Source organism: Rossellomorea aquimaris (assembly GCF_003315075.1).
GTDB classification, from domain to species: domain Bacteria; phylum Bacillota; class Bacilli; order Bacillales; family Bacillaceae_B; genus Rossellomorea; species Rossellomorea aquimaris_C.
The window spans coordinates 25,821-42,304 of the sequence record NZ_QNRJ01000021.1; the positions used below are offsets into that span (position 1 = coordinate 25,821).

The 16,484-nt window shown below is 39.4% G+C and carries 25 protein-coding genes; 14 read left to right on the forward strand and 11 right to left on the reverse strand.

Features of this window, described 5'->3' with window-relative positions:
- Positions 1-89 precede the first annotated feature (89 nt).
- Both DET59_RS17960 and DET59_RS17965 read left to right on the forward strand, forming a co-directional pair.
- A complete protein-coding gene (locus tag DET59_RS17960; RefSeq protein WP_113970978.1) occupies positions 90-1,160 on the forward strand; it encodes an undecaprenyldiphospho-muramoylpentapeptide beta-N-acetylglucosaminyltransferase in 1,071 nt (356 codons plus the stop codon).
- A 60-nt stretch (positions 1,161-1,220) separates the two neighbouring features.
- Positions 1,221-1,370 carry a DUF2639 domain-containing protein gene (locus tag DET59_RS17965; protein WP_113970979.1) on the forward strand — a complete coding sequence of 50 codons (150 nt, stop codon included), beginning with the start codon at positions 1,221-1,223 and terminating at the stop codon, positions 1,368-1,370.
- Between the two features lie 170 nt (positions 1,371-1,540).
- On the opposite strand, the gene DET59_RS17970 is transcribed toward DET59_RS17965, so the two are convergent.
- The 4 genes from DET59_RS17970 to DET59_RS17985 all read right to left on the reverse strand — a co-directional run bounded on the left by DET59_RS17970 (position 1,541) and on the right by DET59_RS17985 (position 4,956).
- Complete coding sequence (locus DET59_RS17970) at positions 1,541-2,098, reverse strand: GNAT family N-acetyltransferase (RefSeq protein ID WP_113970980.1); 558 nt, start codon at positions 2,096-2,098, stop codon at positions 1,541-1,543.
- 274 nt (positions 2,099-2,372) lie between these two features.
- Entirely contained in the window at positions 2,373-3,503 is a 1,131-nt protein-coding gene (locus tag DET59_RS17975) for an amidohydrolase (protein WP_113970981.1), read from the reverse strand.
- 63 nt (positions 3,504-3,566) lie between these two features.
- Entirely contained in the window at positions 3,567-4,166 is a 600-nt protein-coding gene (gene uptA, locus DET59_RS17980) for an undecaprenyl phosphate transporter UptA (RefSeq protein ID WP_113970982.1), read from the reverse strand.
- Positions 4,167-4,176: 10 nt separating this feature from the next.
- On the reverse strand, positions 4,177-4,956 hold the full coding sequence (locus tag DET59_RS17985; RefSeq protein ID WP_113971017.1) for an undecaprenyl-diphosphate phosphatase: 780 nt from the start codon (positions 4,954-4,956) through the stop codon (positions 4,177-4,179).
- Between the two features lie 242 nt (positions 4,957-5,198).
- Between DET59_RS17985 and DET59_RS17990 the strand changes: the two genes are divergently transcribed.
- The 6 genes from DET59_RS17990 (at position 5,199) to DET59_RS18010 (ending at position 9,327) form a co-directional block, all read left to right on the forward strand.
- Positions 5,199-5,522, forward strand: coding sequence for a DUF4870 domain-containing protein (locus DET59_RS17990; RefSeq protein WP_113970983.1), 324 nt, complete (start codon positions 5,199-5,201; stop codon positions 5,520-5,522).
- A 153-nt stretch (positions 5,523-5,675) separates the two neighbouring features.
- Positions 5,676-5,807, forward strand: coding sequence for a hypothetical protein (locus tag DET59_RS22180; RefSeq protein ID WP_258549725.1), 132 nt, complete (start codon positions 5,676-5,678; stop codon positions 5,805-5,807).
- Positions 5,789-6,667 carry a helix-turn-helix transcriptional regulator gene (locus tag DET59_RS17995; protein WP_258549726.1) on the forward strand — a complete coding sequence of 293 codons (879 nt, stop codon included), beginning with the start codon at positions 5,789-5,791 and terminating at the stop codon, positions 6,665-6,667. Before DET59_RS22180 ends, DET59_RS17995 begins: the two co-directional genes overlap by 19 nt.
- 922 nt (positions 6,668-7,589) lie before the next feature.
- Positions 7,590-8,315: a LamB/YcsF family protein gene (locus DET59_RS18000; RefSeq protein WP_113970984.1), complete on the forward strand. Its 726-nt coding sequence runs from the start codon at positions 7,590-7,592 to the stop codon at positions 8,313-8,315.
- A 66-nt stretch (positions 8,316-8,381) separates the two neighbouring features.
- Entirely contained in the window at positions 8,382-8,675 is a 294-nt protein-coding gene (locus DET59_RS18005) for a hypothetical protein (RefSeq protein ID WP_113970985.1), read from the forward strand.
- Between the two features lie 244 nt (positions 8,676-8,919).
- Complete coding sequence (locus DET59_RS18010) at positions 8,920-9,327, forward strand: secondary thiamine-phosphate synthase enzyme YjbQ (RefSeq protein WP_113970986.1); 408 nt, start codon at positions 8,920-8,922, stop codon at positions 9,325-9,327.
- A 37-nt stretch (positions 9,328-9,364) separates the two neighbouring features.
- Here the strand turns inward: DET59_RS18010 and DET59_RS18015 are convergent, their stop codons facing one another.
- Together DET59_RS18015 and DET59_RS18020 are read right to left on the reverse strand one after the other, a co-directional pair.
- The gene (locus DET59_RS18015) at positions 9,365-9,754 is read right to left on the reverse strand and encodes a thiol-disulfide oxidoreductase DCC family protein (protein WP_113970987.1); all 390 of its coding nucleotides are present in this window, start codon (positions 9,752-9,754) and stop codon (positions 9,365-9,367) included.
- 427 nt (positions 9,755-10,181) lie between these two features.
- The gene (locus DET59_RS18020; RefSeq protein ID WP_113970988.1) at positions 10,182-10,760 is read right to left on the reverse strand and encodes a histidine phosphatase family protein; all 579 of its coding nucleotides are present in this window, start codon (positions 10,758-10,760) and stop codon (positions 10,182-10,184) included.
- A gap of 166 nt (positions 10,761-10,926) precedes the next feature.
- Here DET59_RS18020 and DET59_RS18025 point away from each other — a divergent pair, with 166 nt between their 5' ends.
- On the forward strand, positions 10,927-11,778 hold the full coding sequence (locus tag DET59_RS18025; protein ID WP_113970989.1) for an STAS domain-containing protein: 852 nt from the start codon (positions 10,927-10,929) through the stop codon (positions 11,776-11,778).
- Between the two features lie 52 nt (positions 11,779-11,830).
- On the opposite strand, the gene DET59_RS18030 is transcribed toward DET59_RS18025, so the two are convergent.
- Positions 11,831-12,325: a hypothetical protein gene (locus DET59_RS18030; protein WP_113970990.1), complete on the reverse strand. Its 495-nt coding sequence runs from the start codon at positions 12,323-12,325 to the stop codon at positions 11,831-11,833.
- Complete coding sequence (locus DET59_RS18035; RefSeq protein WP_113970991.1) at positions 12,309-12,794, reverse strand: hypothetical protein; 486 nt, start codon at positions 12,792-12,794, stop codon at positions 12,309-12,311. Before DET59_RS18035 ends, DET59_RS18030 begins: the two co-directional genes overlap by 17 nt.
- 138 nt (positions 12,795-12,932) lie before the next feature.
- On the opposite strand from DET59_RS18035, the gene DET59_RS18040 reads away from it, so the two are divergent.
- Both DET59_RS18040 and DET59_RS18045 read left to right on the forward strand, forming a co-directional pair.
- Positions 12,933-13,130 (forward strand): hypothetical protein, encoded by a 198-nt coding sequence (locus DET59_RS18040; RefSeq protein WP_113970992.1) that lies wholly within the window; start codon positions 12,933-12,935, stop codon positions 13,128-13,130.
- A 427-nt stretch (positions 13,131-13,557) separates the two neighbouring features.
- On the forward strand, positions 13,558-13,749 hold the full coding sequence (locus tag DET59_RS18045) for a hypothetical protein (RefSeq protein ID WP_113970993.1): 192 nt from the start codon (positions 13,558-13,560) through the stop codon (positions 13,747-13,749).
- 162 nt (positions 13,750-13,911) lie between these two features.
- On the opposite strand, the gene DET59_RS18050 is transcribed toward DET59_RS18045, so the two are convergent.
- The 3 genes from DET59_RS18050 to DET59_RS18060 form a co-directional block, all read right to left on the reverse strand.
- A complete protein-coding gene (locus DET59_RS18050; protein WP_181778228.1) occupies positions 13,912-14,256 on the reverse strand; it encodes a VOC family protein in 345 nt (114 codons plus the stop codon).
- A 22-nt stretch (positions 14,257-14,278) separates the two neighbouring features.
- Positions 14,279-14,644, reverse strand: coding sequence for an aminoacyl-tRNA hydrolase (locus DET59_RS18055; RefSeq protein ID WP_113971018.1), 366 nt, complete (start codon positions 14,642-14,644; stop codon positions 14,279-14,281).
- A gap of 72 nt (positions 14,645-14,716) precedes the next feature.
- Positions 14,717-15,046 (reverse strand): hypothetical protein, encoded by a 330-nt coding sequence (locus DET59_RS18060; protein ID WP_113970995.1) that lies wholly within the window; start codon positions 15,044-15,046, stop codon positions 14,717-14,719.
- A 173-nt stretch (positions 15,047-15,219) separates the two neighbouring features.
- Here DET59_RS18060 and DET59_RS18065 point away from each other — a divergent pair, with 173 nt between their 5' ends.
- Genes DET59_RS18065 through DET59_RS18075 form a run of 3 tightly spaced genes read left to right on the forward strand, consistent with a single transcriptional unit; the run spans position 15,220 to position 16,479 of the window.
- On the forward strand, positions 15,220-15,816 hold the full coding sequence (locus DET59_RS18065) for a TetR/AcrR family transcriptional regulator (RefSeq protein WP_113970996.1): 597 nt from the start codon (positions 15,220-15,222) through the stop codon (positions 15,814-15,816).
- 4 nt (positions 15,817-15,820) lie between these two features.
- On the forward strand, positions 15,821-16,165 hold the full coding sequence (locus DET59_RS18070) for a DMT family transporter (protein ID WP_113970997.1): 345 nt from the start codon (positions 15,821-15,823) through the stop codon (positions 16,163-16,165).
- The gene (locus DET59_RS18075) at positions 16,165-16,479 is read left to right on the forward strand and encodes a DMT family transporter (RefSeq protein WP_113970998.1); all 315 of its coding nucleotides are present in this window, start codon (positions 16,165-16,167) and stop codon (positions 16,477-16,479) included. Before DET59_RS18070 ends, DET59_RS18075 begins: the two co-directional genes overlap by 1 nt.
- Positions 16,480-16,484: the final 5 nt, after the last annotated feature.

Genomic DNA, 16,484 nt, shown 5'->3' on the forward strand with positions numbered 1-16,484 from the left:
TTCTTAGTTCTATCCTACCTGCATTTTTGGTAAAGTGTATAATGATGAATGAGAAAGATAGTAGAAAATCGAGTTAGGAGTCTATACATATGAATAAACGTATTTTATTTACAGGTGGTGGATCAGCAGGTCACGTTACAGTAAACACGGCACTGATCCCACACTTTGAAAAAGAAGGCTGGGAGATAACGTATATTGGATCGGAAGACGGAATCGAAAAGGAAATCATAACAGAACAGTTTCCTCATATTCCGTACGAAAGTATTTCAAGCGGAAAGCTCAGACGATATTTTTCATGGAAAAACTTTTCGGATCCATTCCGGGTGATGAAGGGCGTGTTCGATGCATTAGCTGTCATTCGAAAGACGAAGCCAGACATCATCTTTTCAAAAGGGGGATTTGTTTCCGTTCCCGTCGTCATGGCTGCCAAGATGGCAAAGATTCCAGTAGCGATTCATGAATCAGATGTAACGCCGGGACTCGCGAACAAATTAGCGGTTCCATTCGCGACCAAAATCTTCACCACTTTTCCTGAAACGGTTCAATCACTTCCAAGTGATAAATCATTATGTGCAGGAGCGATAATACGTGAAGAGTTGTTTACAGGAGATGCACGGGAAGGAAAACGATTAACCGGGTATTATGAAGATAAGCCTGTATTGATGATCATGGGTGGGAGTCTTGGTGCCAGAAAAATTAACGAAGCGGTAAGAGGGAATCTGGATGACCTGTTAGCGGATTTCCAAATTTTACACATATGCGGTAAAGGGAATATTGATGAAACTTATACCCCTCAAGGCTATCGACAATATGAATTCATAAAAGGTGAGCTTCCTCACTATTTAGCGATGACAGATTATGTGATTTCTCGCGCGGGATCTAATTCGATCTTTGAATTTCTTGCGTTGAAGAAACCAATGTTACTGATCCCCCTATCAAGGGAAGCCAGTCGGGGAGATCAGATCCTTAACGCTAACAGCTTCGTAAAGCATGGATATGCATTAAAGCTGGAAGAAGAAGAGCTGACAGAAGCAAGCTTCCTCATGAAAGTCAAGGAGTTAAAAGAAAATCGAGATACCTATATCCACAGCATGGAAAAAGGTCAAAAAGCATATACCATAAAAGACATGTATGAGGAACTTTCATCTATGTCCCGATAACAAGTCATTGTACTCACCTTTAAGCATATAGTATATAAATGGTTGAAGGGGAGAGGCACGATGGCTTATCAATTTTCAAAAGGATGGTACCTTCAAGAGCTTAAAAAGGCGGGAATCCATTATCATCCGCTGGAAAAAAGAAAATTGGAGAACTATAAAACCTATGTCGTAAGAAATTTGTATTTCGAGAAAGTAGCGAAAAAGAAATAAAAGAGGGAGCTGCCTGTAGTTTGTTTATCTTTTGAAAAAGAGATAAAACGTCAACGATCAGCAGCTCCTTTTTTTATGAGCTATAATCTATTTATGTAGGCATAGAGAGGAATCGTATATGCATAATTAAACAAAAAACCGATTTCCTCATAGGGAAATCGGTTTATATCCTAAGCTTCCAAAGCTTGCTCTTCTTCTTGGGATTGTTGATGCTGATATAGATAGAGTGTGTATAAGTCTTTAGGGATTTCATATAAATCATATACTTCTTCTTGAGCATTTAATTGTTCGTAAAGAGATTTTCTTGTGTCATTCGCTTTTATTACATATGGAAGTTTTTCTGCTGCTTTTTGGGAGCGGGTATTCACTTTGCGGATTCTCATGAAGATGGTTTCCATACCCAGTTCAAAGAAAAGCTCAGCGAAGAAAGCGTCTTTGGCTGGCTGGTTGTATCCTTTTCCATGATAGGGTTTGCCAATCCAGGTTCCCAGGAATCCAGCATTTTCTTGAATATCAAATAAGTTTATTGTTCCGATCGGGTTGCCCCATTCGTCCAAAATGGTTCGTGAAATGAGTTCTCCACGTTCCTCAGCTTCAATCGTTTGTTTCGTTAAGAATAGGAGTTCGTCATAGGAATGAGCTTTTTGACGCACAAAAGGGAAGACATCCGGGTGCACCATCAGGTCATAGAGCTCATGACACTCATGTAATTCACGTTTCTTGATCATAGTAGACCCTCCTTGAGGGCAGTCTACTTGCGTACGATCCCACCCTCGAAATTTTTAAATGGTAACTAAAAAATTTCGGGGTGGGAATCGAACCCACTAAGACCAGTCAGAAACTGGTGGCGCACCTTTTGCCTTCCCTTCATTACAATCACTCTATAAAGCGTTTTTAGAATAATGTAACCGGAAATATATTATCCATTTGTATCATATACGAAATTTCTCAAAAAGGAAATAGGCAAAATGCTAAATTTTGATGAAAATTTTTAACAAATTTCTACACGTTTTGATAAGCGATTTCTCCATTCACCATCGTAATGATGGGCTTCGCCATAAAATGAAATGGATGGTGACTCCAAAGGACTAAATCCGCATCCTTGTTCATCTCGATACTACCGATCCGGTCAGATACACCAAGGTTTCTTGCGGGTAGGATGGTAATGCCTTCAAGAGCTTTATGTTCTGCCAAACCTTCACGTACAGCTATAGCCGCACACATATTTAAGTATTGAATGGGAGTGTACGGGTGATCTGTCGTGATGGATACTTCGACACCGGCTTCTGTCAATTTTTGATAGGTGATCCAGCTTTTGTTTTTAAGCTCTACTTTCGATCTTCTCGTGAAGGTGGGACCTACCGAAACCTTTAAATTCCTACCGAGAAATTCCTCAGAGATGAGATGTCCTTCTGTACAATGTTCGATTCGTAAATCCAAATTGAATTCGTCGGCAAACCGGACCGCAGACAGGATATCATCTGCACGGTGCGCATGTATCCGAACCGGAATTTCACGTTTTAAAGCGGATACTAAAGGTGCAACCCTCAGCTCTTCGGGTTGATCGCAATATTTAGCTGAGAAAAAGGCTTCTCTAAGCATACCCATAATGCCCATTCTAGTAATGGAATCATTGTTGCCAGTGCTGTGAATCCGCTTCGGGTTCTCCCCCAGGGCAATTTTCAATCCGGAGGTTTCTTTAATGATCATAGAACGAATCGTTGAGCCATGGGTTTTGATCACAGCAGTCGTACCACCGATGACATTTGCGCTCCCCGGCATGACATTAACCGTTGTGACACCGTACTTCAGAGCATCTTTAAAACCGGGATCCAATGGATACACGCCGTCAAAAGCCCGGATATGAGGCGTCATGGGCTCGATGGTTTCATTGGCATCATTACCTGCCCACCCTGTACCTTCGTCATATAACCCCAGGTGGGTATGGGAGTCGATGAAGCCGGGGAAGAGAAATTTCCCCTGGCAATCATACACTGAAGCCTCGGGGGATGGCTCTACGCTATGTGAGTATATCTGTTTGATTTTTCCGTCTTTTATAAGTACAGAGCCATTTTGAATGGGCTTTGATGTGATGGGGTATATGGTTGCGTTCTTTAATAGTATGGAATTCATAGTTAATCCTTTCGTGGGTCTTGTTTCCTTCTTATTTTAAACAATTTCATGGAAAAAAAGAAGTCATTCCTTCCTTTTGTTTCTCCAATTGGAAAAAAACAGATAGAGAAATGTTCCTAACACCGCAATGAAACTTAAAGGCTTTATATAACGTACTCCGATTACTTCTATATGCTCCCAATGAGTACCCAGCTCCATCCCGATGACAATAAACAATAATGTCCAGGGAAGCATGGCTGCAAAGGTATAAAGACTAAAAGTAGATAGAGGCATGCGGGTGATGCCCGCCGGAATACTGATGGCGTGACGGACAATCGGAATAAATCGAGCGGTGAAAATGACGATGGTACCATGTTGATCAAACCATTTTTCAGCAGCGTTCAAATGCTTTTGCTGAATAAGAAGATACTTTCCATATTTTTCGAAGAAGGGGCGGCCACCATAATAGCCAAGCCAATAAAGAAATAGTTGTGCAATAGTGCCTCCGATGACCCCGCTAAGGAAAGCTCCAATGAAGGTTATCTTACCGGCATTCACCATAAAGCCTGCATAGCTCAATACAAGCTCGCTTGGAATCACTTCTATCATGAGTGCAAGTGCGATTCCTGTGTAACCCCAATCAGTTAATTGTGTCAGGATGTGTACAATCGTTTCATGGTTCATCGAGTTCCTCCTACATGATTCCTGAATATTGAAGAAAGAGAATCAAGAGCCCTAACGCCCACACGTAGTAAGAGAAAATTTTCAGCGAGTGCTTTTTCAAGAAATTCACCATCGTAAGGATGGCGAAGTATCCGAACACTGCGGCACTTACTGTTCCGATGGCTAAACTTGAAAAAGAAATCGCTTCAACAGTTCCCCCTATCATTTCTCTTCCTTGAAGCACGATCCCACCGAGAATGGCAGGGGTAGAGAGAAGAAAGGAAAAATAAGCCGCCGTTTCCCTGTCCAGTTTCCTGAATAAACCTGCCGCAATGGTTAAGCCTGACCTTGATAATGCGGGGAATATGGCTGCTGCTTGAAAGCTCCCGATTACCACTGCATCAGTGTAAGAAAGATCATCAAGTTTTTTATAGCCATTTTTCACTCCATCTGCAACATACATAATACATCCCGTTGCAAGAAACTCCCATCCGATGGTGGTACCCGACTTTGAGATTGAGTCGAAGAAATCTTCGAACAAAAAACCAACGATTACAGCCGGGATCGTTCCAATAATGAGAATCCACGATAATTTACTAAAGGGGTGCCTTAGCATGTAAAGAAGTTCCTTTTGATACACAACGAGAACAGCGATCAAGGTTCCGATATGAAGCATTGTATCCAAGAAAAGTCCAGCTTCCTCCAAGCCAAAGCTAAGCCTCCCCAGATAAAGGTGACCTGTGCTTGAAATTGGAAGGAACTCAGTTAAACCTTGTATGATTCCCAGAATAAAGGCTTCAAATTTATTCAAATCCACCACTACCTTTCTGCAAGTCCACTAAGGACAAACTCCTCTATTTAACATATATTCCATCCTTTCACGTTTCATGAGGACTGTCCTGAAGTTTGATGAATTTCTCTTTATGGGGTTTCAAAAAAATACGGGATAAGATGAAACTTTCTGACTGAATGCACGTAAGTATAGAGGAGGATAGAATCAAACTGACTGTTTACTCTATTTTAGGGTGAGCGGTGAAGAGGAGGAATTTCAATATGCCGACAAAAGATGAAAGAATGATGGCTGCTCTTATTTATATATTAAGCTTCTTCACAGCATTCATTGGACCATTGATCATCTGGCTTATCAAGAAGGATGAATCGGAGTTTGTGGACTATCATGGAAAGGAATATTTCAACTTTCTCATTTCATATGCCGTTTATGGTTTGGTAAGCACCATTTTGATGGTGGTGCTGATTGGATTTGTTCTGGCTCCGGTCGTGGGGGTCCTGGCCTTGATCTTTACGATATTGGGAGCGATCAGAGCCTATGAGGGAGAGCATTATAGAATTCCGACGGTCTTTCGTTTACTTAAATAGCAGCTGGGAACCCATGAGCATTCATGGGTTCTTTTTTCTGGTTCATTGAAGAGCATTTTAGAAATAATGTGTTGACAAAGATATCGGAATATTGATAGTTTTATGAAAATATCTTACTGTTTTTAGGTTTGTCCCCGAAAGGAGCATGTCCATATGACGAGGGTGGATAATAAAGAGAGAGTGCTTAGGTTGATGGGTATTTTGAGTGAAGAAACGGATGAGGACCATGAGTTGAGTCTGGATGATATTATTCTCGTTTTAAGCAGATGTTTGGCCCGGACGTAAAATTAAACAAGAATTCATTAAAAGATGACCTTGAGCATCTTATCAGAAATAATTTCGATGTCACCATAAACCAGGAAAAAGAAGGGCTGCCTAAATATTATAGTCATCAGTATCGCCTGTTCGAGCTATATGAACTTCGCATGCTCATTGATGCAGTCGTTTCGGCCAAATTTATATCCAAGAAGGAAACGAGGCAGCTGACAGGAAAAATAAAGCGGCTCACAAGTCTTCATCAAGGTAAAAAGCTGCATAATGAAATACAAATCGATTCCTCCATTAAAAGTGAAAGTCCCTATATTCGCCTCGCTATCCATGATATTCATGAAGCAATCGCAGAACGTAGAATGATTACGTTCCAATATGGTCGATACGATGTGAGGAAACAGTTTAACTTGAGTCATGACGGAAAGCTTTATAAAGTGAAGCCCTATGCCCTTGCATGGGCAAATGATTTCTACTATCTCATTGCCTATTATTTTGAAGCAGACGAAATTCGCCACTACCGGGTTGATCGACTAAGGAATGTAGAACCCCTTTCAGAAACCTTTCCATACGAACCATTTGATGTATCTAAGTATGTACAATCCACCTTTCATATGTTTGCAGGTGATGAAGAATGGATAAAAGTTTCGTTTCAAAATCACCTCATCAATGTGATCATCGATAAGTTCGGAAAGGATGTAGACATACAAAGAAACGGTGAAAACCATTTTATTCTCACAACAAAAGCCCGTGTCAGTACCGGCCTGGTAAACTGGATCTTAAATTTTGGAAGCCAGGCGAGAGTCATATCTCCTCCTTCTCTAGTGGACACCGTTAAAACGGAGGTGACTAAGCTGTATTCCTTATATCAGCATTAAAGAAGCGCTGAACCTCATTGCATGGGGCTCAGTGCTTTTTATTGTTTCAGAAACTTATTTACGCTCTTTTCCCAAAGATTCTTGTTTTTAATATGAGTTCTGCAAGGCTCTGTCAATTAGTGTGTGCTGGATGGTGAGGGGAACTGCTTCGCTTGCAGCTAGCGTTCGGCCGAGCCTCCTCAGCTTAGCCGAACGGGGTCTCGGCACGACCGTACTTCCGCAGGAGTCTGCGCAGTTCCCCTCACCATCTTAAATAGTATTTTCATGACAGAGCTTCAAGGTGTGCAAGAAAACAATGTAACGAGAAAAAAGTAATCCTTCTCCCTAAAAATGAAATTCCATCTCTTTAATGAGATTGCTTGCTAAAATCCTTGTTTTTATTGTTTTCCATTAAGGATACATGCTCAGAAAGTTGATTGGAGTGGAAGGATGCTCGACTCCTGCGGGAATAGCTGGACAGGTGAGACCCCGGAGGCGCAGCCGAGGAGGCTCACCGCCAGCCCCGCGGAAAGCGAGCATCCTGTAGCGGAAATCAACTCTTACTTTCTCCTCTACAATAGCAACAGACTTTACGAATAGAGCCTTAAAAATAGACAAAAAGAAGACAAAAGCTTCAGCAAAACTTTTGTCTCCAAAGAAAAGAAATTAGAATGGGTCTTACATAATAAAGATTTAAACAAAAAGAAAGCTACCCCACTTTCTTTTTGTTTAGGAGTGATAAATCCTTATTCATAAGCAAGATTTATTGTAACGGGTGAAAAGGTGAACCCCATTAGAGCAAGATTAAAATTTGATGAGAAAATCATTTTCCCCCTTCATTCTCCACTACTCTATCAGAAAAGCATCCTGATACAATGTATGATATGATAAATAAGAATTCAGAATGTTACAATTCATTTTCAGTGGATGAAAGGATGGAAAAATGAAAATCGATTTAAACTGTGATTTAGGAGAAAGTTTTGGTACATATACAATTGGACAAGATGAAGAAATGATGAAATTCGTTTCCTCCGTCAATGTCGCTTGCGGATTCCATGCAGGAGATCCCCTCGTAATGAAACAAACAGTCACAAATGCATTAAGTCACAATCTAAAGATTGGTGCTCACCCTGGATTACCTGACCTACAAGGGTTCGGAAGAAGAATGCTACATATCACTCCTGAAGAAGCATATGCCCTTGTACAATATCAAACTGGCGCCCTTCTCGCTTTCGTCAAGGCACAGGGAGGCAAGTTGTCACATGTAAAGCCTCATGGTGCCCTCTATAATATGGCTGCGAAGGATTCCGAACTGGCTGCATCGATTGCTGAAGCAGTATACGACCTTGACCCTGAGTTAACATTGTTCGGCCTATCTCAAAGTGAGCTGACAAAAGCAGGAGAGGAAATCGGGTTGCATGTTGCTCATGAAGTATTCGCCGATCGAACTTATCAACCTGATGGTTCACTAACTCCCCGTTCCCTTCCCAATGCCGTACTTCATGATGAAAATGAAGTCGAAAAGCAAGTCTTACGAATGGTGGAGAAACAAGAAGTAGTTTCAACAGATGGTGAGGTTTTATCAATTAAAGCGGATACCATTTGTCTTCATGGAGATAACATGGCTGCTTTAAACCTTGCTAAGAGATTATATGAAAAGTTAAGTTGAATCATTTAAGGGCTATATTTAGCCCTTATTCTATGGAGAATGTATAGAAGATAGGAGCAGTCTCTAATGAATAAGACTTTACTACTCGAAGGCTTCCGCTGGATGTTCATCTTACTTGTTGCTTGCGTTATTATAATATATGGCTATCAGCGGTTCCTTTTGCACTCTAGCATTGAAACATCTCTACAAACCGTATCTCCCGACTCAACCATCATTGGAATCATTCAAACTCATACCACTGATAATAAAGAAAAAGTGTATGAAGCCCTATACAGGACAAAAGACGGAAAGTGTTACAGAGCTTCATTTGAACGTAATGGGCATACATTCATAGGAAATCAAGATGCATCATGTGAATAAAAGGAGTAGACCGATGAAACGAGCCATTCATATCTTTCCTCAAATGGAATCAGCAGAAGAAATTTGTAGAATCAGAAAAATTCATGATCCACTTGGGATTAAACCCCTCCCCACATTACGCCCGTTTTCCCGTTTTACTGCGAACATACCAACTTGTGAAATTTGTTAAAGAGTACGGCTGGTTTTAAGAAAGCCTTTTAGTGGAATGTAGAGGAATGAGACTTACATAGAAAGGGGCATTGCTATGATAAAAACTCTTACAATCGATACCAAAAAGCGCGATGAAATGATTGATATCACCACGTATGTCCAAGAAGTCGTCAACCTCGAAAAAATGAAGGAAGGCGTTGTCATGGTTCAATCCTTACACACAACAGCCGGAATCACGGTGAATGAAAATGCGGATCCCGATGTGAAAACAGATTTTCTACGTCGATTAGACGAGGTATACCCTTGGGAACATACTCTCGACCTTCATGGAGAAGGAAACACGGCTGCTCATTTAAAGACAAGTACAGTCGGACACTCTCAAACAATCATCGTCAGTAATGGGGAACTTCTATTGGGAACTTGGCAAGGCATCTACCTCTGTGAGTTTGATGGTCCACGTTCTGGAAGAAGGGTTTCGGTTAAAACAATTAAAACTGAATAAGGAACGAAAAGACTCGGGGGGATTTCCTCGAGTCTTTCTATTCTATAAAACGTTCTCTTATGTTTGGCGAAGGCAGCATACAACTCTCTTGTTTCCCAAACCATTTGTATCTATTCATGGCAATCCATCTGTAAACCCTATCTCTTAAGGGCTTAGGAACGATTATGCATGTAGTGAAAAACTTCCATGGCCATGTCAAATGAGAGCACACCTTTAAAGCAGCGGTTGATTCCACATACGCTTTATGATCTTCAATTAATACAAAGCTATCTGTTGTATAAGGAATGTTGTGCTTCTTCAATAATTGCTGACCAATATCGCTTTGTAAGGAAGCAAACTGGTAGATTCCTTCAGGATCACGCTCGATAATAAATCGCACACTACTATTGCAAAAATTACATATGCCATCAAACAAAATTATTGCCAATGAAATCACACCGTTTCACGAATATCCATTTATGCACTTCTCATTATAATAGAATTCATAACGTCTTTCCAGAAGGCTCTATTCGTAAAGTTTGTTGCTATTGTAGAAGAGAAAGCAATCTCATTTAAGGTAAAAGAGATTGCATTTCATTTTAAGGAAGAAGGATTATTTTTTTCTCGTTACATTGTTTTCTTGCACACCTTGAAGCTCTGTCATGAAAATACTGTTTAAGATGGTGAGGGGAACTGCGCAGACTCCGGCGGATTTTGGGAGTGCCGAGACCCCGTTCGGCTCAGGAGGCTCGGCCGAACGCTAGCTGCAAGCGGAGCAGTTCCCCTCACCATCAGCATAAACCTGGTTGACAGAGCCCTGGCAGACTCTATGCTAGAAAACAACAATCTTTGCGAAAGTTACCTGCTCTCAAGCTTTATGAATGCTCTGATAGGTGACCTACTTCGTTATAGGAATGAACTGCCCATCGTTTATTTTTCATATGGAGATTGGTCAGGCAACCGTTAAATAACTTCACTTGCCCCAGTATTGCATCCTCTGCATGAAACTCCCGTAATACTGCACTGATGACAGCACCGTGAGCAACTAACAGTACCCTCTTGCCGGGAAACTGAGCATGAATATCGTCCAGCCCTTCCTGCACCCTCTCGACCAACTTTTCATACGATTCCATATTCGGAAAGATAAAGTCAGGATATCGCGCTTCTCTTTCTTCACGGGACAGTCCCTCCCCCTCACCAAAATGGCGTTCCTTGAAATGATCCATTTCAACTAAGGGCAGTTCCAGTGATTCATTGATAATATCCGCTGTTTTTCTCGCTCTCATCAAAGAAGTGGTTATGAGAACATCCCATTGTGATTTCTTCAAAAATTCTCTGCATTCTTCTGCTTGAAGCTTTCCAGTTTCATTTAATGGTATATCTGTTTGCCCTTGTAATTTACCCAAGAGATTCCATTCTGTTTGACCATGCCTTACTAAACATATTTGAGTCATTTCATTTACTCCCTCTGTTAAAGTTGCTGTTTATATTGTCCGTACATTATCCATGCTTTAAGAAAGTATAATTCTACTAGATTTTATGATATACTATATTACCATTAAAAGAGATTATTTTGAAAGTTTTAAATAAATGAGCAGTATAAGGAGTTGACTGAAAAGAATGAGAGATGAATTATTATATCTGGGTCAAGAAATCGTTTCACATAAATCCGAAATTGCTAAATATATAATTGACTATCAGGAACAACGTTACTCTGAACAACTGAAGTTTTCAGGTTTGCAAATGGAGAAGATCACAGAGTGGAGAATTGAATTGATACACATACTGGGTGAATCTTTATATGAAGATCAAAGGGATTCTCTCATTAAAATAAAAGAGTGGTCTCAGAAAGTTGGGGAAATAGCCATACAAAGAGGAATCTCCCTAAACGACTCTCTAAAAACTCTTTCCACATTCCGTACGGCCATTTGGGATTTTTTCAATGAGCAAATCGACAATCAAATTTCTGCCTCCATTATGCTGCAATCAAATAAAAAGATAAATCCCTTACTCGATGAAATTGCTTATCTTTTCAATGAGCTATTTATAAAGCAGCAAAATGATCAGTTAGCCCTTGTTCATACTGCTATGGATGAACTTTCAGCACCAATCGTGCCGATAGCTGACAAAATTGCGATTCTTCCTCTTGTCGGGGAAATTAATACTCATAGATCCAGCTCTGTTATGGAAACGGCACTAAAAAAAAGCTCTGAATTACAATTAGACTATTTATTTATTGATATTTCCGGTGTAGCAATCATGGATACGATGATTTCACATAATATCTATCAAATTGTAAATGCTTTAAAAATGATGGGTGTCCAGTCGGTATTGACAGGTATCCGTCCTGAAGTTGCCCATACTTTAGGGAATCTCGGTATAACCTTCGACGATTTAAAAACAAGCTCAAGCTTAAAACAAGCTCTCGAAGACATCGGATTCAATCAAAATGATCTGGCCATTCCCCTATAATGTAAATCCAGAAGCCATTTGCAACATGGCTTCTGGATTTTTTGTTTATTTCTTAACACCAGTCACTCTTGTTTATTTTATGATGAAATAATAGTTGAATGCTTTGAACCGCCATATAAATGGGGATCGACCAATACATTTCATACCCTTTATCAAAATGGAATATACCGATTTTGAGCGTGAACCATTCCATCAAGAGAGAAAAAGCTGTCCAAATCAATAAATAAGCAAGATTCATGACCCCTCTTATCTTTAGCTTTTTATATAAGTAAATGAAGAAATAACTATAAGGTCCATACATGATGTAACTTAAAAAGTCGATTGCCTGGTAAGCGGAACTGTCATTGACATCATAAAAATCCCATGGAGGAATGCTTATGGTATGATCATAGAACATTCCTATTGATATGCCATAAAGATAATAACTTAACCCTTCGAGGAATGAAAATATTTTCGGAGTGATCCAGATCAATAAAAGGAGTGCAATGAGACTAATGATGATAAACCACTCGTTTAAGTCAAATGACCTCTCATAGATTCTGTCCACTATCTCTCTCCTCCTTTTTCTGCAAATAATAAAGCCCTAGTCCTATCCAAATACAAATCAATAAATATATACCATTCACGATAATTGTATTTAACAGGCTCCATTGAGGATACTCAATGGTTTTAAAGTGTATGTGAAGGATATCCAATACACTGATAAAGAATAACAAGCTTACAAATAATAAGAATCGATGAGTTCTATTTCCGTCATTCAAATAACCATTCACCATGACAATCCCGACCAATGGCAAAATGAATTCCCGGTTTATCAATAAGCTGATAAATGGAGTGACATCCTCCGATGCCCTCAACCACTCCAGATTATTGGTCATAATCGTGATGTAATTCGTTGAAATGATGGATAACGCCATGAACTGTATGGAGTTTGAAGTAAATGAAAGTTTTTTTTGCATAAAAATGACAATATAAATCAGTAGGATTAATATGGAAATGAAGAAAGGAAGAGACATTGATTTCTCCTTAGATTTTTCTTACTATCCTTGCCTTAATCGACTCGTTACATAACCAAAATTGGGACAAGAGAGTTCGGAAGTTTGTATGAATTTAACAAAGGGAATAGAGTAAAGGAGAATGAAGGAGGGAATTTGATGAAACATGAATCTATCAACCCCAAATATGCAAGAGATGAAATAACAGAAGTCTTTATTGATGGTTTGCAGCGTGACTTATCACCTGAAGAAGAAAGACTTATCTCAGGATGGACCCAAACCTTTAACAAAGACGAACGTGCCACCATCATCAATCTTCTTAAAGAACTACTAAACAAGCATAAACGACATGACTAAACCAAAAAGAGAAAAGGCCAGCCTGGATCCAGGCTGGCCTTTTCTCTTATATAGTAATGTTCCTCTTAAATATCACTTGTCAAATCCAGAAGTTTATCAATATCAATGCGATAGATTGGGCGATTTATATCCTCTTGACCAAGTTCTACGGTATCTTCTAGTACATCATCAATGTTCATACTTTAAATACCTCCCAAGTTGTGTGTCTACTCTGCATGGCTACAAGCCTTTTGCCTTCTTATCAAAGAATACGAAAGAAGGATACCATTCATGGGGGTACTTTTAAAATATTTTATCACGATGAATTGTAGGTAATAATCTGAAATTTGAATCAAATCAATCATTATGTTAATGTTAAACAATTATTGATTCTACTTAAATAATCATAAATGGGTAGAATAACTTTCTCCTTAAAGGAGGCATTTTTATGAAACGATTTTCCATGCTTCACGTTCCTCAGGATTATAGGCATAGAGGGCGTCCAGCTATTACCGTTCACGTTCTGCCTGTTCATAAAGAATATTTCGCGATAGGTAAATCATTAAAAGGGAACGGTCGGGCTGCAAACAACAATGAAAAACTAGCCGCATATTATGCGTATCTGGATACTTTAAAATAAACGCTTCTCTCGATAGAATAATTTACGAAAAAAGCTGATCAGAACCTAATCTGATCAGCTTTTTTGTAATCACTCCCAAAGTGTACAGACAGGGACTGAGTTACCCTGTTTAATTTCACAAGGGAGGGAGATCATTACACGGGACCTGAAACACAGATCGAATTAGAACGTTATATATTGACATGCCTCAAAACCATTTCCATCTAAGTCCCAGAACTCAAAAAATGCAACCCCCCCATCCTCTTTTATCCCTCCAACCTTTACGTCCTTCTCCACAAGCTTTAACCGGCTCTCTTCCAGCGCATCAGAAAAGAGAATCGGCTTAATGGATGAGGGACGGACCTCTCCCTCTTGAACCGTTAGAGTAGAGTCTCCTTGACCTATTTGAAGTACAACATACTTTCCTGAATCAAAAACCTGCTCAAACTCCAACACTTCTACATACCATTTAGTAGACTTTTTTAAATCTGTTACACATATATGTACTGTATCCACTTTAGAAAACAATGAAATACCTCCTTGTTCTTCTCTAGTTTTTTAATAGTGTTAAGTGCCCGACAATTTCTTTTGCTTCAAACTTTTCCATGGGCGGAAGTGCCACTACTGTTAAAGATCCCTCTTTGATTTCAGTTAATCCGCTATCATGAATACTGAAATATCCATCACCCTCTAATTTCTCCAGCTCACCGGCTTTTCCCTTTAGAACAATTTTTTTCATTCCTGTTTGCACCCATTCTACAAAGTCTGCTTGTCGATTTTGAAAAGGTGAATCAGATGACATCATCGCCAGCGTGCTAAGAGTAGCAGCATGTGCCACTTGCGCTGCCGTTTTTCCCTTTGACATATTCAGTTCCTTATTAACAATAAAATATTGAACGAGATCACGTTTATTCATTCGTTTAATCAGCCCTTTTATCATTTAGTACCTGTTATTTTACCATGCGAAGGGTATGTACCTCAGTATTATTTACTTCCTTCTTAATTTCACATAATTATTTTCAACTGAAACTATTTTGACCTTTTCTCCTATTTTAAAATCTAAATATTGATCACAATCCAGCTTATAGGTATGACCGTTATCAAATTTCATAGAACAAGACGGATCACTGCTGTTTTCATCTATAACCTCTCCTGATTTAATTCCTTCCGCACCTTTTCTATCATTCGCCGGAAAATACTTTTCCTCAATCATTACCCAATCTTCTTGGCTGATAACCACCAGCTTCAGAATAAAGAGCCCCACCAGAAGAACAAGCAACATACCAAGTATTACAAATTTCACCCGTAAGCCCATCATCTATATCCCTTTCCTTCCATATAAAAATCAACAGATGATTATATGAAAGAAACCTGTAATACATTCGATTATTTTGAATTGTAGATTATTTTTTCCCCTCTTGCAAAAATTCAAAAATGGATTTACAATAAAACTAACGACCGTTAGTTAGTTATTAGAGAAGGTGAATAAACATGAAAAATGACAATAAACAACTCATAAAAGATGTCGCATTGGATTTATTCGGTCTAAAAGGCTACGAGGATACTTCATTAACGGAAATTGCAACCGCTGTTGGTATTAAAAAGCCATCCATTTACAACCATTTCCGTAGCAAAGAGGATTTATTTATGGAAGTAATTGAAGATTTAAGTGTGTCTGAAGTGTCGGCGTATAAGAGTGCAGAGGAAATAATGAATCCTAGTGAACCACTAAGAAATTTAAGAATGCTCTTTGACTTATTTTGTCACCGATTGATGACAACAAAAGAAGCCCTGCTATGGAAGAGAGTGACATTCTTTCCTCCAGAAGCTTTTAAAGATCTTATTCAAAAACAATTCATTCAGTTTGAAATGGTTACATCAGCGATTTTAGTATCCATTTACCAAGAAGGCCTAAAACACAAATTGTTTATTGAAATTGAGGAGGATGAATTTATTGCCTCCTTTTTATGTTTAGTTGATGGTGTCTTTTTAGAACATCACTATTACACGGAAGAAATTTTCAGACAACGAATTGAATCGGCTTGGAAGGTTTATGAATTAGGTATATCAAGTCGCAAAGGAGAGTAGCATCATGGGTTGGATATACGTTATTATTGGTGGTATTTTGGAGATTGGCTGGGCAACTGGGTTATCCCTTTCAGAGGGGTTTACAAAACCTGTCCCAAGTATTGTCACGGCTCTCCTCATCTTGGTAAGTTTTTATTTTTTCTCCAATTCCATGAGATTATTGCCTATCGGGACTGCCTATGCGGTCTTCACCGGTATTGGAGCAGCAGGCACTGCTGTAGTGGGAATGGTATTTCTACATGAAGGGATTAGCGTGTTGAAGGTCGCTTTTATCACACTTCTCATTTTCGGGGTGATCGGCCTCAAAATGAGTGATAAAGAAGAACAAGATACAGGGAGGTCCTATTAATGGCGTGGATATTTCTCATTTTTGCCGGGTTCTCTGAAGTTGTGATGGTAACATTTATGAAACTTTCTGAAGGATACAAGAAGCTTGCCCCTTCCATCGTTAGCTTCGCAGCAGGAGGGATAAGCTTTTATTTATTATCCCTTTCTCTACTGGATATCCCGGTAAGTACGGGGTATGGAATCTGGACCGGGATAGGCTCAGCAGGAGCTGTCCTCGTCGGGATGATCTTTTTCAGGGAAACGAAGGATATAAAGAGATTATTTTTTATTAGTTGCATTATAGGGAGTATTATTGGTTTAAAGATGGTTTCATGACTGAA